The organism is Streptomyces sp. NPDC001787 (assembly GCF_040297465.1).
GTDB lineage: Bacteria > Actinomycetota > Actinomycetes > Streptomycetales > Streptomycetaceae > Streptomyces.
This window is the reverse complement of the sequence record NZ_JBEOZE010000015.1, coordinates 175963-198557: the sequence shown is the minus strand read 5'-3', so window position 1 is coordinate 198557 and position 22595 is coordinate 175963. Positions and strand designations below refer to the sequence as shown.

Sequence of the window (22595 nt, the reverse complement as noted above, 5' to 3'; positions counted from 1 at the left end):
GTCAGCTCCCCGGCTTGGGCTGCTCGGGGTTGCTCGGCGGGAAGGGCGGATTCTTGTCCGGCCTGGTCGGCGGCCCGGTGGAGGGGCCGCCGGGTGGCGGCTTGGACGTGGGCCCGGGAGACGGGCGCCTGAGCTCGGGGAACGTCATCGTCATGCCAGGAAGGTACCGCTGGCTTCATCGCTCCGCCGGGGCGTTGCCGGGATTGGCGCCGGATCATGGCGGGACAGCGTGGGCCACCGCGACCCGGGTCCGCATCTCGGTGCCCGAGGACTTCCGCCTGGGCCGCACGTCCTGCCTCAGCCGACCCGCGTACTCGCCGCGCTGTCGGTGCGGCCCTCTACGGTGTCGTCATGTCCAACTACCAACAGCCGCAGCCGAATCGCAGGCTGATGTGGGTCGAGTACCCCGACGGCACCCACCTCGACCGTTCCCGTACCTCCGTCGGCGGGATGCGAGGTACCGCTCGCAGTGACCGGGACAACATGCTCGTCGCCCAGGCCGAGCTCTACGACGCTCGCGACCGGTACGACGACGGCTATAGGGACGGCGTGAGGAACCTCGTCGTCAACTGCGTCACCGACATCGTGGTGGACGTCGCTCACACCGTGACGGTCGCGGCCTTGGAGACCGCCACCCCGTACCTCAAGGACGGGGCACGCCGATTCAAGGAGAAGCTGCGACGCACGCCCAAGAACACCCCGGCCACCGAGGCGGCGCGGGAGGCCACCTTCAAGGGGGCCACTGCATCTGGTCTCCGGCGGCCGGAGACCGCGGCCGCCGACGGCCACGACCCGGCGGATCTCGTGCTGCGTGCCGAACAGGGGGACACCACCGCGCAGGCCGCCGCTCTGGAACGGATCAACAGGCGGGCTGTCGAGACGTACGCCCTTGCCGTGCACTACGCCGCCGGCCAGCTGGCGGCTGACGTTGCCGGCGAGGCCCTGCGTCAGGCCCTGGCTGCAGCCGCGCCCGGCTACATTGCTGCCGCCCTCGAGCGCCTCGCCTTCGACGAGGCGCTCGGCCTGACCCCCGCCCAGCAGGTGTGCCTGCGAGATCGTGCCGTGGAGCTCGACGCCCGCGTGGTCGAAGACCTCACCGGCGTCGCCGCTCCGATCTCGTAGCCGGACGCTTCGGAAGTGATCGTGGGCGGAGCCCGTGTGGTCGGATCAGGCTGCCAGCCCGCGGGCGGCGGTCGGGCTCTCGCTCCAGGACAGCTTCTTCTTGCGATAGGCGTCGAACGCGGTGGAGCGCGGCGAGTGCCGGGAGTGCACGGCGACGACTTCGGCCGGATTCCCGGCGTCCAGCATGGCCTGGATGCAGCCGCGGCGCATGGAGTGCCCGGTGATCCGGCGGCGCGCGGCCCGCGCCGCGCGCCGGGTGGTACGCCACGCCTTCATGATCCGGTTGGCCTCCTGCGCCGAGCAGGTCCCACAGCGCCGTGATGACGGCCCTCGTGGTGGCCTCGTGGTCCGGGAGCGGGCACGGTTCGGCGGTCAGCTGGGTGCGCAGCGCGGCCAGGTAGGCATGTTGCAGAGCGTGGTCCGCGAGGGCGGCGATGACCGCGGGAACATCGGCGGCCCACCTGGCCGGGTCGGTGGTGACGAGCCGGCCCAGGACGGTCCGGGAGTAGTCCGGGGACAGGGAACCGGTCTGCTGCTGTTGCCACAGGAGCGCGACGGCCGCCGTCGTGCCCTGGCTGGTGGCCACGTCCGCGAGGTCCCGCGCGGCGGCGATGAGGGTGTAATCCGAAAGTGCGGCGGCGGTTGGGCCGGAGCGGGGCCGAGCAGGGAGGTCATCGCGTCGACTACGGGCTGCCACGGGGCAAGCACCGATGCGGGCAGCACCGGGGACAGCGACCACACCACGGACCAGCCCGCCGGGGCCGGGGCACTCCCGTCGGCCAGAGCGCTGCGGCCCGCGTCGAGGGTGCCCCCGGTCGGGGCCGGGCCGAGCGCGGCCGTGAGGACCTCCTTCAGCTTCGGGAGGGCATCGGGAGGGCAGCGGTCGAGGGCGGCGGTGACCAGGTCAACAGTGTCGGCGCCGACAATCTCGACCTGCCCCAGGCGGGACAGGAGGCCGCGGGCCGCCCGGCACAGCCTGCTCGACCCGTATTACTACGGGCTGGAGTTCCACATCCGCTGCCGGCTCGGCCAGACGTACGCGACGGCAGGCCGTCTCCGTGAAGCACGCGAACAGTTCCGGACCGCTCTTGCCGTACCCGGCGCCGAAACCCACTTCCTCGAAGACGCACGGGCCGAGGCAGGCTTCCGTACCTGCGGAACCCCCCGACCCGTCCGTGATACGGCCGAGGGAAACCGCTCAGGTGAACCCTGGCGCCCGACACCGTGCCGTTACGGGAGGAGGACTGATGGGACTCGCGCGGCTGCGAGGGCTGGGTCGAACCCGAGGGGGGTGTGGTTTCCCCGGCCTCTGCCGAAGAGCTCCGGGCGGGCGTTCACCAGGCCCCAGGTCGCGATGATGTACTTCAGGTAATCGTCGAGGTGAGTCAGCCGGGAACCGTGGTACGAGGCCCCATGGTCATCAAGCAGCATCATTTTCCATTCCTTCTCCCCTGGCTGCACGACGAAAGCCATGGCGAAGAAATCGTCAACGAGATCGAAGGGGCGCAGCATCTGTTCGAACTTGTTTTCGGTGTAGGTTTCTCCGTCGAAAACAAAATACTTCGGGTCTTTTCCTGCGTCGGGTTCAATGGAAGGTACGGCATATTCCTCATCGAAGAGCATTTCTTCCAGTGGAATGATCCGTATGGACCCTGCGGTTGTGTAGAGGTTGTGGCGACTTACGGCTTCCGAGAAATCCTCGGCCACTCTGATCCGAGTCAGTTCGTCAAGGGTGGGACGGAAGCGCCAGCACAGGGTCGCGTGTGCCATTGATCGGTACAGTCGGCGTACTGATTCCGGGATTCCCGTTCCCAGCGCCTCCTCGACCTCTGTTATCGATTCTTCTGGGAGCGGTGCACCGATGTCGAAAGATGTCAGCTCGAGTCTCGGATCCTCCTGGATACGGCTCGCCAGCACTTGCAGTTCAGTTTGGAATTCAAATTCAAGAGTCATGGTGTTTTCCGGCTTTCTGTCGTACGTCGTTCTCTGAAGTGCCCTGTCGGTGGGCGATGATTCTTTCCAGTGCAAGGTCGGTGACGTCTTGCTCCATGACGACGGTGGGCAGCAGTCCGAGGGGACCGCAGCGGCCGTCTCCTCGGGTGAACGGCTGGGGTTCGGTGTGGCCTTCGGTCGGCTGGCGGTCAGCAGTCCGGCTGACTCGGCTGATCGAAGAGCCCGGCAGTGTCCGCCGGATTGTGCGCGAGGTGCTTTCGCAGCTCTGCGGGGGAAACGATGGGGTGATCCACTTCCGGTTGGCCGGTGTGCGTGAGGCCGGGCCGGCTGAGCCGAAACTTCCCCCGGGGTCCCGGTAGTACGAGTAGGGAACTCCCGCGCATTGACCTCATTCGGCGTGCCTCGCGATCCGCGCATCAAGGCGGACTCTCAGTTCGCTGTAGTCGGCGTCCGGAAAATTGGACTCCAAAAAGTCGAACGACTCCTGAACGGAACGGGCTTCACGTTGCCGGACGGACTGCTCTTCAAGGAGGCGGTCGAAGTGCCTGTTCGTCGTGATCGAACTGGTCGGAGGTCTCTGCGCAATAGATCCTGCGCCTTGTCGGCGTTCGCGATCTCCTATTCCTATTCCTCTTCCTCGGGATCGCATCCGATCAGCAGCAGGATCCTCAGGCGTGGACACCGGCGCAGCCCGCGCGGGTATCGTGCGTGGGAACATGTCGAGCTTGCTGCTGATTCACGGGAAGGGCTTTCCCACCCTCTCTCGATCGCCTTCCGATGGCCGGGCCGATTTCCATCGATCCGGATTCTTCTGAGCGCGACGTCATCCGTGCTCGCCTTTCATGTGTCAGGATCGATTTGACGTCGATTGGTAGCGGTGCTGGCTGCCGTTCGGCGGAATGTCCAGACCGCGTCGAACGGCTCTCATTCCTGAGTGAGGTCGGGGCGGCCCCGTGCGGGTGAGTACACAAGGTCGGGTGCGCGGGAGAGGTTGAGAGTGAAGCCGGTGACGTGTGGCCCGTTGTGGCGGAGGTCGAGGGTGTATCCGGGGCCCGTGTAGGTGTCGGGGCTGGTGGGCGTGAGCGGGTCGGCGGTGCCTCGGCGCCAGAGGTGGAGGCGGCCGTCGCAGCGGGTGAGGCGAAGGGTTCCTGGCAGGTCCGGACAGCGGTAGGTCCCGGCTTCGGTGTGGACTCCGCTCGTCGGGGCCGGGGTTGCCTCTTCCCGCAGGGGGATGGCGGTGATGTCGACGCGGATTTGCTGGCGGTGGACGGCGGTGACCGGTGGTGGGGTGTCCGGTGTGATCAGCAGGAGATCGATGTCGGACCGTGCGTGGGCCAGGCCGTGCGCGAGGGCGCCGGTGAGGTGGACCCGGGCGCCGGGGTGGGCGGCGAGCAGGCCGCGGGCGGTGCTGTGCGTGAGGGCCAGGCGGAGGGCGACGTGGTCGTTCATGCCGCCCTCCTCCCGTCGTCCTGGGCCTCGGAGAGGGTGCGGGCGAGGTCTGCGACCCACTGGTCGAGGGCCGCGCGCACGTCGGTGCGCTGGGCGCCGATGTGCGGGGTGACCAGCAAATTGCGGGGTATGCCGGGGCGCGGGAGCAGCGTCATGTGGTGGTGGTCGATGGGGTCGATGGCCAGGCCGTCCAGCCGGCCGTTGTCGAGGGCCTCGATGCAGGCGGGCAGGTCCACGGTGTCCAGTCGGCCGGCGACGATGAGCAGCGGATGCCGCTCGCGGGCGCGGTCGAGGAATATGCGCCCGAAGGTGTGGTGGGTGTCGGTGGTGTGCGGGAGGGCGTTGATGTGGAGGTCGGCCCATGCGGGAAGCCGGTCGGCGGGCATCTGTGGAAGGCCGGGGTCGATGCTGGGGCGGGCCGCGTAGAGGATTTCACCGACGTGCGGGGCGAGTGCCCGGGCGCAGGCCTTGCCGACGGTGCCCGCGCCCCAGATCGCCACCCGTGCCCGGGAGAGTGGTGGGGTGAGGCAACCGGCTTTGAGGTGCAGGCCGGTGGTGAGCGCGGCTTGGCCCAGCGGGATGCGGCGGCCCAGCGACAGGGCGGCGGTCAGTGCCCATTCGGCGACCGCGGCTCCGGCTGGTGCGGGGTTGCGGTGGACGCGGATGCGGCGGGCGGCCAGGACGGTGAGGTCGAGGCCGTCGAGGCCGGATCCGGCGCGGATGATGTCGGTCAGGCCGGGCAGCCGGTCGAGTTCGGCGGGGCCGACCGGGACACCGGAGCGCACCACGAGGATCCGTACGGCGTCGGGGTCGGGCAGTTCGGCGGTCTGGTCGAGGGAGTCGGCTCTGTGGACGGTCCATCCGGGCAGTGCCCGGGCCAGGAGGGTCGTGTCGGCTGCGCCGGTGAGGACCAGCGCCTGGGGGCGGCTGGGGCCGTTGCCGGTCACCACCGGTCCACCAGGATGTCGCGCCGGGATTGGTCGGTGAGGGCGTCGAGGATGTGCTGGCCCTTGGCGGGCAGGAGGTGCTTGTCCGGCAGGTCCGCCAGCGGGACCCATTCGACGCCGCGCTGCATGGGGTCGCGCGGTTCGCACATGCGGGCGGCGGTGTTGTTGTCGGTGATCTCGGCGAGGAAGTTGTGCTGGGTTTTGTGCAGCGGGCCGAGATCGAAGCCGAACGTGTCCGGCACGTACTCCACGACGAACAGTTCACGTAGGCAGCGGACGTTCAGGCCGGTCTCGTCGAGGACCTTGCGGACGACCGCGTCGCGCAGGGGTTCGCCTTCCCGTGCTTTGCCGCCGGGCAGGTTGTAGTGGTAGTCGCCGCCGTCGTCGGAGTCGTCGTAGGACAGCAGCAGGACCTGGTTGTTGTGGAGGACCGCGGCCTTCACGGACACGCTGATCCTGGGCAGCTCGGGCATGCCGAACCTCCCCCTCGGGTGTGGTCGGTGGGTGGCGGGGTGGGAAGGTGACCCGGGTCAGAGGCTGGCGCGGGCGTCGGGGTTGCCGACCTGGAGAAGGTCCTGGACGTCGGCGAGCCGGTCCGGATCGAAGCGGCCGGTGCTGCGGAAGTCTTCGGCGGCCTCGCGCATCGCGTGCATCGCGGCGCGGGAGAGCTGGTTGGCGTAGATGGCCAGGGAGAATCCGGCCTTGCCGAGCATCCTTGCGTCCAGGGTCGGGAACGCGGTGGGCACGGACACCAGGGGTGCGTTCCCCTTCCACGCCGAGGCGGTCTGCAGGGCCTGCTGGCCGGTGGGGTCCTTGGAGTGGATCAGGACCGCGTCTGCGCCGCCGGCGACGTACGTCTCGGCCCGGATGATCGCTTCCTGGAGGGTGCCCCCGCAGATCAGCGCCTCGGTCCGTGCGATCAGCACCAGTTGGTCACCGCCGCGGGCCCTCAGCTCCTTCAGCTGGCCGCGCACCAGCTCCATCTCGGCCAGCTCCTGGTCACGGTGGAGGGAGAAGGAGTTCGTCTTCGGGTAGGCGGAGTCCTCCAGGCACAGGGCTGCCGCTCCGGCGCGGGCGAGGTCGAAGCCGATCCTGCCCGCGGCCGCCACGGTGCCGCCCGCGTTGTCGATGTCGACGATCACCGGAAGGCCGGCGGCGCGGCGCAGGGCCAGGACGGTGTCGGCGAGATCCCGCGAGCTCAGGACGTTCTCGTCCGGCAGGCCGAGCATGGTGGACACCTCCAGCCCGGACACCCACAGGGCATCGAAGCCGGCGTCCACGGCGATCCTCGCGGCCATCGCGCTGGCGGCGCCGACGGCCCGGACAGGGCGGCCGTTCACGGACGCGTTGTGCAGTTCGGCGGACAGGGAACGGGCTATCTGGCGGACAACGGGGCTCATGAGTCGTTCTCTCTCGGTGGCAGGGCGGGGAGCAGCCGGCGCTCGCGCAGAGCGTCCCAGGCGGCGTTGAGGACAGTGGGCCGGTCGGCGGAGGCATCGATCCGTACGAGGGGGCCCAGCAGGGCGAAGTCGTCGGGGCTGTCGGCGATCTGCCGGTGCACGGCATGGACGCGTTCCTGGACGGGGAGGGTGTCCCAGTCCTGCCGGGCCGCGTCGTCCGCACGGGAAGCGGCCCGGTCGAGGGCGGTGCGGGCCGTGGTCTCCAGCAGCAGCGTGATGTCCGCACCCACGCCGACGGCGTCCGCCAGGGCCGCGTACGTCCGTTCCGGCGCCATGGCGTGCTTGACCGCGAAGAACGCGAGTTCGGAGATGATCCACCGGTCGGCGATCACCGGCCGCCACGGCAGCGCGGGAAGGATCAGCCGCTGGACCGTTGCTCTCTTGTCCGCGCCCAGGGCAGCCAGGTAGCGTTCCCGGTTCGCTTCGCCGGGATGGTACTTGCCCTCCACGAGGTCCCCGGCGACGTCCTCGTCGAGGTAGTTGGTGGTCAGCACCGACAGGGGTGTGACCCCGTACAGGCCTTCGATCAGCCGGAACAGGCCCTTGCGCAGGGTGGTCTTGCCCGCTCCGTCCCCGCCTTCGAGCACGATCAGGGGAAAACGCCGGTCCATCGTCTACTCCACCTGCCCGGAGCCCAGCCCGCTGCGGTAGGCCGTGTGACGGCCGCGCCAGGGCAGGGCGTTGACCACGAGATCGGCGAGCCGCAGCTCACCGAGGTCTTCCACCAGGGCCGGGATGCCGGGCTCGGCGACGATCGCCTCGGTGACCGCGCGGCAGAAAGCGTTCCGCAGCGCGTCGTCCCCGTCGCCCCTGTGCTGAAGGGACCTGCGCAGCACACGGGCCGCCGCCCCCAGCGCCAGGAGGCGGGCCGTCCGGTTCAGCACTTCGAGGGATACCGGTGCGGTGACGTCGGCCAGGGTGCGGTGATGTCCGCCGGTGTGCCGGATGGCCGCGAAGGCGCCCGTCCACCAGACGGCGGCGTCGCACACGGCGGTCACCGCCTCCTCGACCGGGGTACCGCAGCCGGCCGCGAGGAGGACGGCGAGCTCGTGCCCGGTCGCGGCCAGCGGGGGCGTGCTCGCCTGGGCCGGGCCGCCGAACCGCTGCGGGAGTACCGTCCAGGCTCGCAGGCCCGCCGCTTCCACCAGGGGCCGCGCCGCCCCGGGCAACGGCACCGGACGGGCGAGCAACGCGGCCGGATGCGCCCCGGCCGGCAGGAGGCACTCTGCCGTGCCGAGCCCCAGTGCCGTCTGTATGTCCGGCAGATGCAGGTGGAGCCGCTGGGTGATCAGGCCGTCCGCCAGGGACTCCCAGGCATCGGTGACCGGGGGCGGTAAGGCGGCGGGGTGATCGAGGGACATGAGGATCCTCTCGCGCAGGAACAGAACCGTGACGCGAACGATGACACGCCGGACATGACACTCCGGCTCCGCGTTTGTGCACTGCGTCACTGGCGCTAGCGTGCTCCCCGTACTGGCATCACGTCAAGCACGTGACTGGCATCATGCCAGTTTGCATGCCAGGCATGTGAACTGTGCATGCGGAAGTACCCTGTTGGCACCATGCCGCGGACAGGGAGGCTCTACGCTTCCCTGACCTGGCCAACCCCGGGAGGGAGCACATGCCGCCAGCGGTCCCGAGCAGCCCGCGAACCGCGCGCAAGCACTTCGGTGCCGACATGCGCCGGCGCCGCGAGGAACGCGCCATCAGCGCCGACGACCTCGCCGTCGAGATCGGCTGTTCCGGCTCCAAGATCAGCCGCATCGAGACCGGTGAGCGATCCGCCAACCCGGACGACTTCAGCCGCCTCATGGACTTCTTCGACGTGCCCGAGGAGGACCAGGCCCGCCTTGAGGAACTGTTCCGCGCGGGCCGCCGCCGGACCAGGGAATGGTGGCACTCCTACGGCGACGTGCTGAGCAAGAACTATTCCGAGCACATCTCGCTGGAACACGAATCGGACGAGGTCTTCGAGTGCCAGCAGGCCTTCATCCCGGCCATGTGCCAGACCGAGGCCTACGCATGGGCCGTCAGCAGCGTCGGGTACGCCGCCCTCGGCCCGGACCAGATCGAATCCCTGGTCGAGATCAAGGTGAAGCGGCAGCGCCGCATAGAGTCCGACGACCCTCTGCGGCTCCATGCCGTCATCACCGAGGCCGCCCTCCACTTCCAGTGCGGTGGCCCCGTCGCCTACCTCGAACAGCTGCGTCACCTTCGCGAGGTGATGGCCCGGCCCCACATCGACCTGCGCGTCATCCCCTTCTCGAAGGGTGAATCCGGCATCGTCACAGGCGCATTCACCACCTTCAGATCCGACGGCCAGGAAGGCCCGACGGCCGCCTTCGCGGAGTCCGTGGCCGGGACCGTCTACATCGACGACGCCCTGGGCCTGCGCCGTCTCGACAGGCTCTCCACCAACCTCTCCGCGACGGCTCTGTCCGTCGAGGAGAGCATCGCCCTCATCGCCAAGATCGAAAGAGAACTGACATCGCCATGACCTCGCCGACCGCCGACCGCTACGCCGCCGACATCGACCCCGCCACCCGGCACCGCAGCAGCTACACCGCCAACAACGGCAACTGCGTCGAACTCGCCCAGATCCCCGCCCTCCCGGACATCATCGCCGTCCAGGACACCTGGTACCCCGAACGCCCCGACCTCCGCGGCACCAAGGAATCCCTCCGGCTGCTGACCGAGGCCGCTCTCACCGGACGGCTCACCAACGCATGACCACCCGCGCCGAGAAGGAGACCCTCTACACACTCGACATCAGCGACGTGCGCTGGCTGGCCGCGCCGGGCAGCAGCCCCGAAGACCGCTTCGAGATCGCCCACCTCCCGCAAGGAGCGGTGGCCATGCGCCAGGCGAACGACCCGGCCGGCACCGTCCTGCGCTACACCGCGGCCGAATGGCAGGCATACCTGGACGGCGCAGCCGCCAAGGAGTTCGAAGAAGACCTCAGGCCTCCCCACTCCTGAGCCGTCGCCCACCCAGGCGGCGCCGGCGCGAGCCCAAGAGGACGGGACTCAACCGGCGCCGCAGGGGAAACAACGCAGGCGACGAACGCCGGTCCCGGCTGCGGGGCACCCCGCAAGGGAACCACCAGCCCTGCCCGAGACCGGGTGCGCCCTTCTGAACGCGGACGGCCCACGCCCCCGGCCATGGCCGAACGGACCAGGACACGCATCATCACCAACGGCGCAGTCCCCACACCACGGTCCGCGCCGAGAACGCCACCGACGCCTCCCGCGGAACGGCCCGCTGCCCCCTCAACATCCCCAGGCAGCACCGAAGCGAAGCTGCGGGCATCCGCGAACGCGCAGATCCACAACTCCCTCGCCGCGGCCGCCGTCGCCCGGGAGGCCGGTCTCGCAGTCGCCACCATCACCGAACGCCCGGTGGGACTGCGCTGTCAGCAGTACAGCCCCACCCCAACATGACGACGGAGGCCGCCCGCAACGGCTGGGGCCTGGTAGACCTGTCCTTCGCCCGCAGGTGACGAGCCAGGTCACCGCGCAGCGGACCGGGCTCGCCGCATGGCTGCCATTGCCGGCCGCCGCCGGTTCATGCGTGGGCCCCGCCCGCGGTGACACCGAAGCCGGGCGCGGCCGTCACAGGCCGGCCGGCTGCAGATCCTGCTCGTCAACGGTGAGCGTCTCGTACAGCTCGACGGGGTCACGGTCCCACGCCAACCACTTGCCGTGCTGATGGATCACGCCCGGCTCCATGTCTGTGCCGGTGCTCACCTCGTCCGCACGCTCCTCGTCAGTCTCTCCCCCGCTGAGCGGTTCAGCGAGGCGTGTCAGGGCTTCCTGCAGCTCGCGGCGCAGCCGGGCCGTCGTCCGGTCCCGCAGATGGTTCCGTTCTTCGCTCAGGTCCTCCGCGAGGGAGCGCGCGGTGCGCTCGATGTCCGCGACGGCGACCTCACATCCGTACCCCGTTCCCTTGACCTGGGCGTACAACACGCTCAGCCATTCCCCACAGTGGTGCGTTTGATCGGAAGGGCGCAGCTCCCACTGGTCCAGGGTCACGGGACAGCTGTCGGCCATGTCCTGCGCGACGGGCTGACGGCACCCCGGGCAGTTGGCACGGGCGCGGTCCGTCCAGACCGCGATCGTCGGCGGCTGCAGGGCGGGCTGCGCCGCGTCGAGCACGGCGGCGTGGGTACCACGGATGTCGGCCGTGACCAGCAGCTCGGCGAGGTCGTCAGCGGTTTGATCGGTCATAAGGGTCCACCTCGTGTAAGCAGGCATGTCCATGGGCTGACGCACGCGCCAACACTCATGGGAATAGCTCGCAGATTGCGTTCTGCGGTCACACATCACGATGGTGCTCAGTCCGTATCCCCCCGGGGGGCAGCGATACGCTGAGATCGCCTTACCAAGGAGACGGACGTCGCGATCCCGCTGAAGATCACGGCCCGGCCGGGTACCCCTGTGACACTGAGATCCCGGTTTGTGGTGCCTTGGCAACCGTATGGTGAGTCTGCCACAGGCCACCGACAGCCATCCCCGGCGACCCCTCCTCACAGAGATCAGGGACCAGACCAGCAGTTTTCTGTCATCAGCCAGGTCGCGCGAGGTGCCGTACTCGTGCCGGCCGCACATCGGCGCGGGTTGTCCCAGTTGATGCGGTCCACAGCGGTGGCGAGATCCGTTGGGGGCATGGGGCGAACGTCCTTTCCGTGGCCTCGGCGGCTATACGGTGGCGCTCGGAACATGTGGTTGCTGACCGAAGGGACATGGCCCGTGGCACTCAAGGCGCTTCGCCTGGCATTGGAAGCGGTGTACGTGAGGCGCCTGGCCCGCAAGGTGGAGGGTCTCCCCCGCCCGCGGCACGTCGCGATCATGCTGGACGGCAACCGCCGGTGGGCCCGCGGAGCCGGGCACGACGACCCACGTGAGGGCTACCGCGTCGGCGGTGCGAAGGTCGGCGACTTCCTGCGCTGGTGCGACGCCGCCCGGATCGAGCACGTCACCCTGTGGATGCTCTCCGACGACAACCTGCACCGGCCCGCGAACGAACTCGGCCCGCTGATCGAGATCATCGAGGAGACCGTCCAGAGCATCTGCGCGGCCGACGAACAGTGGCGCATCGAGATCATCGGCTCGCTCGACCTACTGCCGGGCGAAAGCGCGGGTGTCCTGAAGGACGCGGCCGCCCGCACCACCGGCCGCACCGGGCTCAAGGTCGACGTCGCCGTCGGGTACGGCGGCCGCCGCGAGATCGTCGACGCCGTCAGAGCCGCGTTCGAGAAGCACACCGCAGCCGGCGGCGACCCGCAGGAACTCGCGGAGAACTTCGACCTCGGACACATCTCGGACAACCTGTACTCCCCGGCGGGCCGCGACACCGACTTCATCATCCGCACCTCCGGCGAGCAGCGGCTGTCCGGGTTCCTGCTGTGGCAGTCCGCCTACGCGGAAGTGCATTTCGTCGAGGTCCTGTGGCCGGCGTTCCGGCAGATCGACCTGCTGCGCGCGCTGCGCTCCTACGCGGCGAGGGAACGCCGTTACGGCCGGTGACGTCATGCCAGGTGCGCGGCGCACTTTGTACCGTGGAGGGGTGAGAGAGGAACGGCCGGCCGGTAGCGCGCCCCTGGTGGACGTGACGATGCCGGACGGGCTGACCGTACGGGGCCGCTTGTACTCGCGCAGGCAGACGGAGTCTGGCTGGCTGCTCGACGTCGGGATCGTGTTGTGGCGGGCGGTGGATCCGGACCGGCCGGAGCCGGGCGAGTACCGGGCCTGGATGCCCGCCTCCAGCGCGTCCCCCGTGGCCGGGGCCGATTACGATCCGGTCCCGCGGATCTACCTCACCCGGGACATCCCCCCGCCGCCGCCCAGTTCGGTGCAGCCGCCTCCTCCGCCCCAGAGCTGGATCATCTGCTCCGAGCGGCGCCCGTCCGCTGCGGTGGTCCGGCCCACCAGGGTCCACCGTGCCGACTGCTGGAGCGCGGACGAGGGAGTCGAGGTGACCACTGAACAGAAGGCGCGGGCGGCCATGAGACTCCCCGGTGCACATGGCTGCCGGATCTGCGGGACCGACATGTCTCTCCGCGATCACCCTCGCGACGGGAAGCGGAGCTGAGGCCCCGGTGAACCGGAGTGGCCCCTCTTCTCTCGGATCTTGAAGTCCATTGCACCCCCCTGAGCTGGGGTGTTGCAACGACCCCTAGAAACCGCCTGCACCGACGGGGCCACTCCGGGAGGAGAGGTCAGTCAGCCAGTTCCTTCAGCTCGGCGCGCAGGGTGGCCATGTCTGCGCCTGCCATCGGGTACTCGGTGTAGGCGAGCTCGCCCATGACCTCGCCCGCCTCGTCGGACGGGGTGACCAGGAGGTAGACGGTGTCGTCCGCGCCGACCCCGTACTCCTCGGCCCAGTCCAGGATCGTGCTCGGGATGTCGAGCCCGATACGGCCGGGCTCGACGGCGTGGGAGTCGGGGGACTCTCCGCGCACGACGGACCAGGTCGCGGTGTGGCCGATGTCCAGGTACACGCGGCCCGCACCGCCCGCCGCCGGGCGGCCGGCGGCGGCGTCGCCCATCAGGTCCAGCCCGGCCATGGTGGACCAGGTGGCGATGTGGGTCAGGTCGCTGGTGTCCCTGCCGTATCCCGGGATCTGCCCGTCGCTCTCGCTGGGCTCCCACTCGCCGTCACGCCACGCCGCGGCATCCGCCGCGAACGGGCCGCCGAGCTGGGCCGGGTCGTAGCCGAGCGACCACACGGTGGTCTCACCCTGGCGCCGCACGTACAGGCCGCCCGCGCTGTCCTCGTAGAGGTTCGCCGCGAACCGCTGCCTGATGAGCTTGCGGCCCCGGTCGGCGATGTCCTTCACGGTCGGGCTGCTGATTCCCACCCGGTCGGCCAGGAGGGTCTGGCTGCCATACCCGGAGGCGTCGAGGGCGCGGGCATAGGCGATCTGACGGGCCTGCGTCCTCTCGGCGGCCATCCGCAGCGCCTCTTCGGCCTCCTCGGTGACCCACTCGGCGACCAGCATGTACGCCTCGGTGTCGCCCGCCGCCTCGGCCCCGTCCTCGTACCCGTCGACACCGGGTACGTCCGTGGCGGCGAAGAGGGGGCTCATCGCTCCGTCCTCGTCGGTCCTGGGGTCGGCGCGGACGGTCTCCTCGTAGAAAGCGCGGGCGGTGTCGTAGTCCTCGGTGTCCTGCCAGTCGACGTCGCCGGGGTTGCTGTAGAGGACGGCGAAACGGTGACGGCCGTCGGGGTCGGTGTAGGCGCGGACCACGATGGTGCAGTCCTTCTGCCCGTGCTCGTTCTCCGCGTAGGTCTCGCGGAGGAGCGCTCCGGCCTCGGCGGCGGCAGCGAACTCGTCCTCGCGGTCCTCGTCGATGTCGAGTCCCTGGAGGGTGGACTTGATGACACGCAGCATGATGATCTCCCTTGACCGTTGGGGGAGTTACCCCCGCACACCAACTTTAGGACCCCCCTAAAACTCAAATCAAGGAGGGTCCTAAAAGTCATACTGGTGACCTCATTGCGCAGAAGACCAGCCGAACGGATCGAGCCGCAGCGCGGCCGTACGTACTGTGCGACTGCGGCGGCGGCCGAAGGACGCGGCCCGGGCCCCGCTCTCGCAGGCGTGTGAGGACGTCGGTCGGTCCACGGCAGCGGCGAAACGGTCGATCGAACTGGGCCTGCCGGACGGACTGGAGGAAAGCAGGGGGGACCGGCCCCGGAGTGGGGCCTCGTGAGCGACAACGGCCGGACACGCGGCTCACCCCTCCGGACCGAGCGGCACGGAAGATCCCAGCGCGGTGGGCGCACACTGCGGGCGGTACCTGAACCGGTCCCGTACGGCGCGGGAGCCCCCGGACGCTTCCCACTATCCCGGGTGACTGGCGACCTCCAGGCAAGTGAATCAAGTACCCCGATCCGACGTGCCTTACGGGCTGATCAGTCAGCCAGCCACTTTGCTCAGCGGCAAGTCGCTGTGCGCGAACATCCTTGCCGCGAAACCCGGCTCGGCGCTCGCCCTGTCCACCGCCATGGACATCAGCACTGCCACGTGATGCAGGCTCGACAGCATGTCTTCGAGTGCCTCGTCCTCGTCGATCACCGTGTGCCGCTCCTCCCACCAGATGGCGACAGCCCCAGGTCCACCTGCGGCAAGACGAGTCACGATCTCGGCAACCGCATCATCCGCCGGTCGCGACTGCCGGAAAATGCGCAGCATGTCAGCGAATGTGTCCACCCCATAAATGTCAGCGAGGTCCGCAGCCATATCGTCAATGATCCGGGCCCCGGCGGCGTACACGGCGGTCAGGGAAACGCCGCTCCGGAAGGCACTGTCCAACTGATCGCCCGTGCTTTGGGTGATGCCGGGGCCGATGAATTTCCGGCCTGCGCTGGCCGCCACCCACATGGACCACGCGGTCTGCCGGGCAACATCAACGGCGCTTACCGGAACGGTCCACTCGCCGTGCCCCGGCTGCCAGTCCCCGTGGGTGGCCCAGTTCGCGGAGGCCAGGACTACTGTGGCCGTTTCCGTGACGGCGTCCTTCGGTGTCAGTTCCTCAAGGCCGGTGTCCAGCGTGGCGACCGGGTCTGCGTCCTCGTCCACTTCGGGCCCGAGTTCCGGATCATCCGGATCGAGGTCGCGAAGCACCTCGACCCTCCATGTGCTCTGGTCGACGCTGAAGTAGAGGTGTGCGCGGTGATGGTGGGGCATGGCATCTCCTTGTGTCTGGACCTGTTTGGGTGGGCACCGGATCGTCCGGGCAGGCTGTCGTCCTTCAACGGGGCGGCCCCGCCATGCTCCCGGCGCGCGGGTTACGCAGGGGGAAGAAACAGAGAAAGGGCTCTGGGGCCCTTCTGCGAACCGCGTCCCACTCCACGTCTTGCCACGCTTGCCCGACAGTGGGCCATGTCGCCTGACCTGCGTGAAGTGCCTCCGGGGAGGCGGGCAGCTTGCCGGTCAGAGGTCGGCGTCGCCGCCGTTGTCCGGCTGCAGCCACTTGAGTACGGTCGGCCGGGAAACCGCGCCTTTTGCGAGCGCGGCCAGCTGGTTCGCCGTGTGGGGACGATGGGACTCGGGCTCCTCGCCGTGAGCCACCCAGATCAGATAGCGGACAAATGTCTTGTTCCTGTCGGTGAGTTCGCGGGCGCTGGGCGAGGGAACCGTACGGAACAGCGGCTGCTGGACCTGGCTGACCATCGCCAGCGCGGACAGCGTTGCGGGGGACAAAGGCTTGGGCAGACGCTGCGCGTGCCTGGAGGAGTCCGTCGCCGCCGTCCTGGTACTCGCCTCTCGCCGCCTCGGCGTCCGCTGTTGCCACGGAATCGCGTCCGACCCGATCCGGCTCCACGCGTGGGTGCAGACTATGAATGGCGACGACGTCGCCGAACTGTCCTCGACCCACGCCTACACCCCCGTGCTCACCATCGGAGACCGCCATCACCAGCTCCGCTGACCCGATCATCTGGCTGCGCGCCAAGACCTGCGGGCTCGGCGCGTACCGCACCGACCTCGTCGAGACCTACTGGCGCTGGGAGCAGGACCCCGCGCTGCTGGTCGGCTACGGACGCCAGGCCCCCGAATCTCTGGAGGCCCGCACCGAAGGCATGGCCCACCAGCAGCGCGGCGAGAACATCCGCTTCACCATCTACGACCTCACCAGCGACGAACCCACACCGGCCGGCGTCGCGACCCTGCTGCCCGAGCACGGCGTCCGTACGGCCGAGTTCGTGATCATGCTGGGGCCGGAAGTCCGCAGCCGGGGTCTGGGCACCGCCGCGACCCGGCTCGCCCTCGACTACGCGTTCCACGTCACGAACCTGCGTATGGTCTGGTTGAAGGTCCTCGCGCCGAACACAGGCGCTATCCGCGCGTACGAGAAGGCCGGCTTCCAGAAGGCCGGCGCGATCCGTCAGGCTGGGTACTGGCTCGGGCAGGTGTGCGATGAGGTCGTGATGGACGCTCTGGCTTCGGAGTTCAGCGCCCCGTCCGTCATCACCCCCGCGGTTGCCACGCCCGCTTGAGCGCCTTCGCCCGTGGTGCGACCTCGGGGAATCAGTGGGCTCCAAGGTGGCCTGCGGCGTAGCGTCAGGGGGAGGTCCCGCCGCATCCCCCGTCGGCGGGACTCCTCGGTTCCTGGCCGGTGCGGCCGTGCTGGCGACGACGCTCCGTCAGCCGTGGGGCCCGGCCCCTGTCTCCCCCGCCGCTTCGCCGCGACCGGAGATGTGCAGCGCTTCGCGGCTGCCCTTCGGCACCCGCCGACCGCGGTGAACCTGGTGGTCCCTTGGTGGCCAGTTGAGATCCCCAATGGCGGCCGGCTGCCTCGGAAGAGACTGGCTGCCGATGTCACCGCGTATGCCCACCTCGAACTGGTTGGCGTCAGTAGACGATGGACACGATCTGGCAAGCCGCCTCCGCCAGTTCCTGGTCGCCATCGATGCGGGCACGGGCCACGGCGGCGTCCGGCTGGATGCCACGGGGGCACAGGCGCCAAGCTGTCTCCGCGTCCAGGCGGACGCATGCGGCCACGGGCAGGTGACGCTCGACGTCCGGCTCGGCGAGCGAGCAACGGTGCCCGCCAGCGATTACGGTCCAGGTGCCGCCGGCCGGGCCGTCGATCCCCACCTGGACCTGTGTGCCGGCTGGTGGGCGTGCCGGTGCGGTGGGTACCCGGCCGCAGCCACGGTTCCGCCCGCCGCCCGGGACCAGGACCGGGTCAGGGTCCGGCGCTGGAAGGCGTCGCGGCCTTCTCCGGCAGTGTCGGCCGAGCACAGGGACCACAGGCTGCGCAGGCCGTCCACCAGCACCTGCGCAGGCCTCGAACCGGGCGGGTATGCCTGGCGCGCGGTGGTCCATTCCACGAGCATGCGGCCCGCCCGCCGGGCCACCGCACCCGAGTCGACCTCACAGCGGCGCCAGCGTCCTTCCGACGCCATGCACCACATGGCATCCAGGGACTCCCGCACCTGCTCCCGCAGGCTGCCCAGATCCTCGTCGGTCACCGCGAGAAAGGTCTCAAGCCGTTCCGTGCGGGAGGTTTCGCAACGCTCCGCGAGCTGCTCACTGTGGCAGAGAGCGGCGAGCAGCCACGCTGCGCGGGACTGTTCGGGCGGTCCGGCGAACGCCATGGCGGCGCGCAGGTCCGCCATGAACACGGGGTCGTGTGTGGGCAGGGCCGGTGCGTTCAGCCAGATCAGCACGCCGCGGACACGTTCGTCGAGTTCGCCGCGCGTTGCCGTCGCCAGGTCGCGGCGGCGTCGGAGGTTGTCTCTCATCTGCCGGACGGCTGCCGTGTATTCCATGTCGCCGGCGGCTGTGGCTTCTGCCCAGTTGTACTCGGGGACAGTCGCGTCGCGGTCTTCCGCCGGAATCCGCTCGAACTGCGCGCTTGCCCGCTTCCGGTCCTCGTCGTAGTGGGGGAAATACTCCGCGAGCAGGGCGGCTCGTACCGGGTCGCAGGGCACCGGGACCCCGTTGAAGAACGCCAGCAGCGCCAGGTCCGCGGTCGTCCTGCACCGCGGAGCGCAGGTCAGGAGGCCCGTCACCAGGGCTGCTGTCTCCGGCCGGTAGACCCTGGTGCTCCCGATCCGCATCAGGGTGTCCGGCCCCGGCCGTGGAATCAGCCCGGCAGTTCGCCATCGCTCCAGTTGGTAGGGGCTGAGTTTCAATCCGGATCCTGCTGCGATCCGGATCAAGTGCCTGTCCGCCGCGCTGGGTTCAGTTCTGACCATGCACACAAACCTACGGAGCAGGTCGCAGTGACCTCCGGGAACAGGCGCGGGGCAGCCGGCGGTCCCCCAAACACCGTCAAATACCCCGAGCCGCCGACGAGGGCATTCTCGCCGCGAACCGTGTGCACCGGTCTGCGGCGGCCGGCGTTAACCATGTCGGTGATCGGCACGTCCATGTGGCGGTTCGGGCTCGGACTACGCGGCGTGGTCAGTTGCCGGGATCGGATGTGTTCTGTGGGGCCGGGCCGGTGTGGGCCACTGCGTGGGCCCATCGCTGTTCGACGGTGTCGCCCGCCTGTGACCCTCGAAGGTGTGACTCGGGGTCGGGATTGCCCAGTCTCACGAAGGCGTGGATGCCCGCAGCCCCGCCGTAGACCTCCAGCCGGTCGTCTCCCTCGCTCCAGAAGCCCGCGAAGACATACTGACCGCCGACCTCGATGGCCGGAGCTCCTGCCACCAGCGCCGTACGTGGGAGCTCGCCGACAGCACGGTCGAGCCGGGCGAGACCTTCGCCCAGGCGGCTGTCCGCGAACTCCGCGAGGAGGCCGGCCTCGTGGCGGATCCCGGCGACGTACAGGTGCTGGGCCCGCTCCTGGACCGGGTGGGCGACGTCGTCCGGGTTACGGTGCCCGCGGTCATCACCTGGTGGACCGGCGTCCCGCAGCAGCACGAGGAGGCTGCTCCGCTCTCAGGGGCAAGGCCGCAGTGGACACTCCAGGATCCGGCCGTCGACGGTCCCGATGAGCAAGTGCCCTTGAGGTGCCACAGCAAGGGACAGCGCAGTGGTCGGTGCTCCTTCGACCTCCAGCTCGGTGTGCCATCGCACCGAGCCGTCGGCGGCGTCCAGTGCTGTCAGGGCGCCGGAGTTGTCGGCCACGTAAATGGTGTCCCCGTCCGTGTCGAGGGCAGTGGCAGGATGATCGGTGCGATGCTGCCACTGCACTGAGCCGTTCAGAGATCGCCGCACTGTGTATGCCCCACCGGGTTGGAGCCCGTGGCCGTGGTGGACGGCGCTGGCATAGACCAGGGACTGCCCGAGTTCGACTGCGGGACCCCCGAAATGGTGCTCTGCCGGTACCCAGGAGTGCGGGAAGAGAGGCCGCAATGTCCCATCGGCACCCAGGGCGGTGACCCACTTCTCCCTGTACGGCTTTTCCGGGTCAGTACCTACAAGGACGTACGGGCGGCTCGCGCGACGGACGGGGAACGGGTGATTGAACAGGTCGAAATGGCCGACCTCCGGACCGCTCACCGGACCGTCGAGGCCGAGCATCATCAGCCGTTCGCGACGCTTGCGGCGGCCGTCCAACGGCCTGAGGATCGCCCTCTGGCCGCCATCGACGAGAACCGTGAACACGCCCGGACTCAGGGTCTCCAGCACCTGCCCCGTCTCGACGGCGATCCGGGCGACTCGGGGTGCGGACGTCTCCCAGCGCCTTCCCTTGTGGCGGCTGCGGCGTTCGGCGTTGGTCCAGACCGATGTGCCGTCGGAGGCCAGAACCAGCTGCCGTCCGCCTTCCTCGTCCTCGACCGCCCATTGCAGGCCTCCCGACGGCAGCCACGACTCCGCCAGGACCCCGTCCAGAGCGGCCAGCACGCGGCCGTCCTCCATACCTTCGACAGCCCACACGCGCCGGCGTACGGACCACTGTCTACCGGCCGGGGCCGCGAGGCCCTCAAGGATTCGGCGGGCCTCCGCGCTGTGATCCAGCCGGACCACCGGTTCCACGGGGGCGGCCAGCTCCTCAGCACCGATCGCCTCCTGCCCGACGACACCCCAGCCTGAGCGAACCACAACAACCGCATGACCCTGCTCTCTTGCCCGCGGGTTCTCCCAGTCGTCACACGGCGCCAGGACCAGACGAAGCGCCGTCCCGCTGCGCCACTCCACGCCGAGCACCTCCCGCGGGAACTCCAGGGCGGACACCACGTCGCCGGAGTCCAGGTGGATCAACAGCAGCTCGCCTTCGAACGAGTAGCCGCCGTCGTAGCGCCCCGTACCAACGGCCAACAGGGGAAGAACGGGATGGAAGGCGAGAGACCGAACCGGGTACCAGGACCGCACCAGGTGCCGACACCGCAGCCCGTCCTGCCCGTAGACACCGATCCGGTGCCCCGTCCATCGGGAGCCCGCGGTTCCGCTCCCACTCCACTGGACATGTCCGAGGTCCCCACCCACAGCAACCGTCCGCGACCGTTCATCAACGACGGCCAGAGCGGGTTCTCCGATCTCGGCGAATGGACCGTCGCCGAGCACACGTCGGACTGTCGGCACAAGGGTCATACAGGGGTCCTCCCAGGGGCGGCACATGAACGATCACCGTCCAGAGCACGACAGGCGGCAGCTCATGATCCCGTCGGGCGGCGGGGCACACCAATTGATTTCGTCCGGGCAAGACGCTGACCGTACAGCCCGTGCCCATCCGGGTGAACATGACGAGCTGACGGCATCGGCCCCTGTCTCGCGAGACACCCATCGCGAAGAACTCCTCCACACCCACTCCCTGACAGTGCGCCGCGCGTGCGGCCCAGTTTCGCCTCGCAGTCGACGCTGGTCACGAGATCCTGGAACCACGTCAACCCGCCCTGACCAGCTAGTCAGCCACTCCCGCGCTGCGGGGCAACCTCACAACCCTTACTGGTCAGGGCCACGAACACCCGTCGGAAAAATGGGGCCGCGCAGGGGGCGGGAGCTTGCCACAAAGCTCCCTGATTTCTCTGCCAGGTCCGTCTACCGCGATGAGGCTTCAGTCCGGCAGAGGGATACGGATGACGGGGTCGTAGGGGCGTTTGTTGAACCCGCTGCGCACGTTCCGGCAGGACGGTGCCTTGCACATGAAGAGCCCCTCGACGTTCTTCTGGCGTGTCTGGCTCTTGAGCCAGGCCTTTTCCAGGGACGTGAGGGGGCGGTGCTGTTCATCGGAGTCGCAGGTGTAGCAGTACATCGTGCTGGGTGGCACGACACCTCCTCAAACAGGGCAGATAGGCCACTGGGCAGCATATGAGGACAACTGTCGCGGCAACAGGGAGCATCCAGCCTTTTCGGCGACACATCCCGGCCCGGTCCCTTTTGCTGCGGCTCCATCTCCGGGTGGACCGGCTGGACGCCCTGGCAGCCGGGGCAGGCGGTGCGGCCCTCGGTGAACTCTCGGCGGCCCCGAACGAGGCTGTCCAGGATTCGGCGAGCGGCACGGAGAAACGGACCGGTGGCAACACCGGCACCGCGCTCCGTGCCGACTCAACAGGCACCCCCCGCCGGGGTGAGACGCCCGGGGCAGGAGTTCCGTCAAGGTCGTCACCTCCCTTTCCCGGCACTACACGAAGGGGAGGATCGGCTCGACGACGATACGAGGTAGAGCTCATGGGAGGCCACACCTCGACGCAGATGATCTGACTAAAGCCTGTTCCGTTGCGGGACGAGCCGCCTCGACGCGACGATAGGCCATACCCCGTCGGGGCCTGATGCACGGAGCGACGAGAGAGTGCTACCGAATGGCGCAGACGCGCAGCAGCGACGAGCAACACCTTCTTGAACTGGTCAGCTTGCTTCCCGGGTGGGAGGAGGAGCGGTTCTGGGATCGTGTTGAGAAGGCCTTGGGCCATGACCATGCCCGGGGCGATTTCAGTGCCGCACTGCAGAACAACGTTCAGTCTGGCAAGTTCATGCCACTCTCGCACCTGGTCCTCGGAGTGTTTGGCCAGCCGGAGCACCGCAGCGAACTCGCGCGCTTGATCGGGTCCGAGCAGGTGCTGGTCGCCTCCTCCAATCGCTCCGGTGTGGGCGAGCAGTGGATCGAGGACGCCGTATCGACGGCGTGGCGCATCTGGCTGCACTTCTCGGGAACCCAGGACGAAGATCCAGTCGAAGTGCTGAGCCGGAAATGGGACCTTCCTGAACCCTGAGGTGCCAATGCCGACACCAGGTAGAGCTCAGGCCGGGATCTCCGCCTCACCT

General features: G+C 69.0%; 26 protein-coding genes and 1 pseudogene. 10 read left to right on the top strand and 17 right to left on the bottom strand.

Translation table 11 applies throughout. The features are described 5' to 3' along the window. Window position 1: 1 nt before the first annotated feature. On the bottom strand, window positions 2–154 hold the full coding sequence (locus tag ABT170_RS21930) for a hypothetical protein (RefSeq protein ID WP_351869909.1): 153 nt from the start codon (window positions 152–154) through the stop codon (window positions 2–4). Window positions 155–351: 197 nt separating this feature from the next. Here ABT170_RS21930 and ABT170_RS21925 point away from each other — a divergent pair, with 197 nt between their 5' ends. Continuing rightward, complete coding sequence (locus ABT170_RS21925; RefSeq protein WP_351869906.1) at window positions 352–1122, top strand: hypothetical protein; 771 nt, start codon at window positions 352–354, stop codon at window positions 1120–1122. Between the two features lie 45 nt (window positions 1123–1167). Here ABT170_RS21925 and ABT170_RS21920 read toward each other — a convergent pair whose 3' ends face one another. From ABT170_RS21920 to ABT170_RS21885, 8 genes are all read right to left on the bottom strand, one after another. Continuing rightward, window positions 1168–1398 (bottom strand): site-specific integrase, encoded by a 231-nt coding sequence (locus tag ABT170_RS21920; RefSeq protein WP_351869903.1) that lies wholly within the window; start codon window positions 1396–1398, stop codon window positions 1168–1170. A gap of 954 nt (window positions 1399–2352) precedes the next feature. Beyond that, entirely contained in the window at window positions 2353–3075 is a 723-nt protein-coding gene (locus ABT170_RS21915) for a hypothetical protein (RefSeq protein WP_351869900.1), read from the bottom strand. Between the two features lie 924 nt (window positions 3076–3999). Beyond that, window positions 4000–4524 carry a nucleotidyltransferase domain-containing protein gene (locus ABT170_RS21910; protein WP_351869897.1) on the bottom strand — a complete coding sequence of 175 codons (525 nt, stop codon included), beginning with the start codon at window positions 4522–4524 and terminating at the stop codon, window positions 4000–4002. Continuing rightward, window positions 4521–5471: an NAD(P)-dependent oxidoreductase gene (locus ABT170_RS21905; RefSeq protein ID WP_351869894.1), complete on the bottom strand. Its 951-nt coding sequence runs from the start codon at window positions 5469–5471 to the stop codon at window positions 4521–4523. The genes ABT170_RS21910 and ABT170_RS21905 overlap by 4 nt, the downstream gene beginning before the upstream one ends. Next, a complete protein-coding gene (locus ABT170_RS21900; RefSeq protein ID WP_351869891.1) occupies window positions 5468–5944 on the bottom strand; it encodes an NUDIX domain-containing protein in 477 nt (158 codons plus the stop codon). The genes ABT170_RS21905 and ABT170_RS21900 overlap by 4 nt, the downstream gene beginning before the upstream one ends. 57 nt (window positions 5945–6001) lie before the next feature. Then, window positions 6002–6871 carry an isocitrate lyase/phosphoenolpyruvate mutase family protein gene (locus ABT170_RS21895; RefSeq protein ID WP_351869889.1) on the bottom strand — a complete coding sequence of 290 codons (870 nt, stop codon included), beginning with the start codon at window positions 6869–6871 and terminating at the stop codon, window positions 6002–6004. Next, the gene (locus ABT170_RS21890; RefSeq protein ID WP_351869887.1) at window positions 6868–7542 is read right to left on the bottom strand and encodes a nucleoside/nucleotide kinase family protein; all 675 of its coding nucleotides are present in this window, start codon (window positions 7540–7542) and stop codon (window positions 6868–6870) included. The genes ABT170_RS21895 and ABT170_RS21890 overlap by 4 nt, the downstream gene beginning before the upstream one ends. A gap of 3 nt (window positions 7543–7545) precedes the next feature. Then, window positions 7546–8292, bottom strand: coding sequence for a hypothetical protein (locus tag ABT170_RS21885; RefSeq protein ID WP_351869885.1), 747 nt, complete (start codon window positions 8290–8292; stop codon window positions 7546–7548). A 260-nt stretch (window positions 8293–8552) separates the two neighbouring features. Here ABT170_RS21885 and ABT170_RS21880 point away from each other — a divergent pair, with 260 nt between their 5' ends. The 3 genes from ABT170_RS21880 to ABT170_RS21870 are packed head-to-tail and all read left to right on the top strand — an operon-like array spanning window position 8553 to window position 9909. Then, complete coding sequence (locus ABT170_RS21880; protein WP_351869883.1) at window positions 8553–9428, top strand: helix-turn-helix domain-containing protein; 876 nt, start codon at window positions 8553–8555, stop codon at window positions 9426–9428. Next, entirely contained in the window at window positions 9425–9661 is a 237-nt protein-coding gene (locus tag ABT170_RS21875) for a DUF397 domain-containing protein (protein WP_351869880.1), read from the top strand. Before ABT170_RS21880 ends, ABT170_RS21875 begins: the two co-directional genes overlap by 4 nt. Continuing rightward, window positions 9658–9909 (top strand): DUF397 domain-containing protein, encoded by a 252-nt coding sequence (locus ABT170_RS21870; protein WP_351869877.1) that lies wholly within the window; start codon window positions 9658–9660, stop codon window positions 9907–9909. The genes ABT170_RS21875 and ABT170_RS21870 overlap by 4 nt, the downstream gene beginning before the upstream one ends. 633 nt (window positions 9910–10542) lie before the next feature. Here ABT170_RS21870 and ABT170_RS21865 read toward each other — a convergent pair. Further along, on the bottom strand, window positions 10543–11157 hold the full coding sequence (locus ABT170_RS21865) for a hypothetical protein (protein ID WP_351869875.1): 615 nt from the start codon (window positions 11155–11157) through the stop codon (window positions 10543–10545). Between the two features lie 522 nt (window positions 11158–11679). Between ABT170_RS21865 and ABT170_RS21860 the strand changes: the two genes are divergently transcribed. Together ABT170_RS21860 and ABT170_RS21855 are read left to right on the top strand one after the other, a co-directional pair. Then, on the top strand, window positions 11680–12456 hold the full coding sequence (locus tag ABT170_RS21860; protein WP_351869872.1) for an isoprenyl transferase: 777 nt from the start codon (window positions 11680–11682) through the stop codon (window positions 12454–12456). Window positions 12457–12460: 4 nt separating this feature from the next. Further along, a complete protein-coding gene (locus ABT170_RS21855; protein WP_351869869.1) occupies window positions 12461–13021 on the top strand; it encodes a DUF6233 domain-containing protein in 561 nt (186 codons plus the stop codon). Window positions 13022–13148: 127 nt separating this feature from the next. Here ABT170_RS21855 and ABT170_RS21850 read toward each other — a convergent pair whose 3' ends face one another. From ABT170_RS21850 to ABT170_RS21840, 3 genes are all read right to left on the bottom strand, one after another. Further along, entirely contained in the window at window positions 13149–14324 is a 1176-nt protein-coding gene (locus ABT170_RS21850; RefSeq protein ID WP_351869866.1) for a hypothetical protein, read from the bottom strand. 528 nt (window positions 14325–14852) lie between these two features. Continuing rightward, window positions 14853–15623, bottom strand: a complete 771-nt coding sequence (locus ABT170_RS21845) for a hypothetical protein (protein WP_351869863.1) — start codon at window positions 15621–15623, stop codon at window positions 14853–14855. Window positions 15624–15869: 246 nt separating this feature from the next. Then, window positions 15870–16139, bottom strand: a complete 270-nt coding sequence (locus tag ABT170_RS21840; protein WP_351869962.1) for a hypothetical protein — start codon at window positions 16137–16139, stop codon at window positions 15870–15872. On the opposite strand from ABT170_RS21840, the gene ABT170_RS21835 reads away from it, so the two are divergent. Continuing rightward, window positions 16045–16365, top strand: a complete 321-nt coding sequence (locus ABT170_RS21835) for a lasso peptide biosynthesis B2 protein (protein ID WP_351869959.1) — start codon at window positions 16045–16047, stop codon at window positions 16363–16365. The two genes, ABT170_RS21840 and ABT170_RS21835, sit on opposite strands and share 95 nt — an antisense overlap. Next, a complete protein-coding gene (locus ABT170_RS21830) occupies window positions 16280–16933 on the top strand; it encodes a GNAT family N-acetyltransferase (RefSeq protein ID WP_351869860.1) in 654 nt (217 codons plus the stop codon). The genes ABT170_RS21835 and ABT170_RS21830 overlap by 86 nt, the downstream gene beginning before the upstream one ends. Before the next feature lie 355 nt (window positions 16934–17288). On the opposite strand, the gene ABT170_RS21825 is transcribed toward ABT170_RS21830, so the two are convergent. Both ABT170_RS21825 and ABT170_RS21820 read right to left on the bottom strand, forming a co-directional pair. Next, window positions 17289–17438: a hypothetical protein gene (locus tag ABT170_RS21825; protein ID WP_351869857.1), complete on the bottom strand. Its 150-nt coding sequence runs from the start codon at window positions 17436–17438 to the stop codon at window positions 17289–17291. 56 nt (window positions 17439–17494) lie between these two features. Beyond that, window positions 17495–18577: a hypothetical protein gene (locus ABT170_RS21820; RefSeq protein WP_351869855.1), complete on the bottom strand. Its 1083-nt coding sequence runs from the start codon at window positions 18575–18577 to the stop codon at window positions 17495–17497. Window positions 18578–18989: 412 nt separating this feature from the next. Between ABT170_RS21820 and ABT170_RS21815 the strand changes: the two are divergent. Then, window positions 18990–19178: pseudogene (locus tag ABT170_RS21815) on the top strand (hypothetical protein); the annotation flags it as partial. A gap of 150 nt (window positions 19179–19328) precedes the next feature. On the opposite strand, the gene ABT170_RS21810 reads toward ABT170_RS21815, so the two are convergent. Together ABT170_RS21810 and ABT170_RS21805 are read right to left on the bottom strand one after the other, a co-directional pair. Next, window positions 19329–20651 (bottom strand): outer membrane protein assembly factor BamB family protein, encoded by a 1323-nt coding sequence (locus ABT170_RS21810; RefSeq protein ID WP_351869852.1) that lies wholly within the window; start codon window positions 20649–20651, stop codon window positions 19329–19331. Window positions 20652–21387: 736 nt separating this feature from the next. Then, on the bottom strand, window positions 21388–21600 hold the full coding sequence (locus ABT170_RS21805; RefSeq protein ID WP_351869850.1) for a hypothetical protein: 213 nt from the start codon (window positions 21598–21600) through the stop codon (window positions 21388–21390). 532 nt (window positions 21601–22132) lie between these two features. Here ABT170_RS21805 and ABT170_RS21800 point away from each other — a divergent pair. Beyond that, complete coding sequence (locus tag ABT170_RS21800; protein ID WP_351869847.1) at window positions 22133–22543, top strand: hypothetical protein; 411 nt, start codon at window positions 22133–22135, stop codon at window positions 22541–22543. Window positions 22544–22595 lie beyond the last annotated feature (52 nt).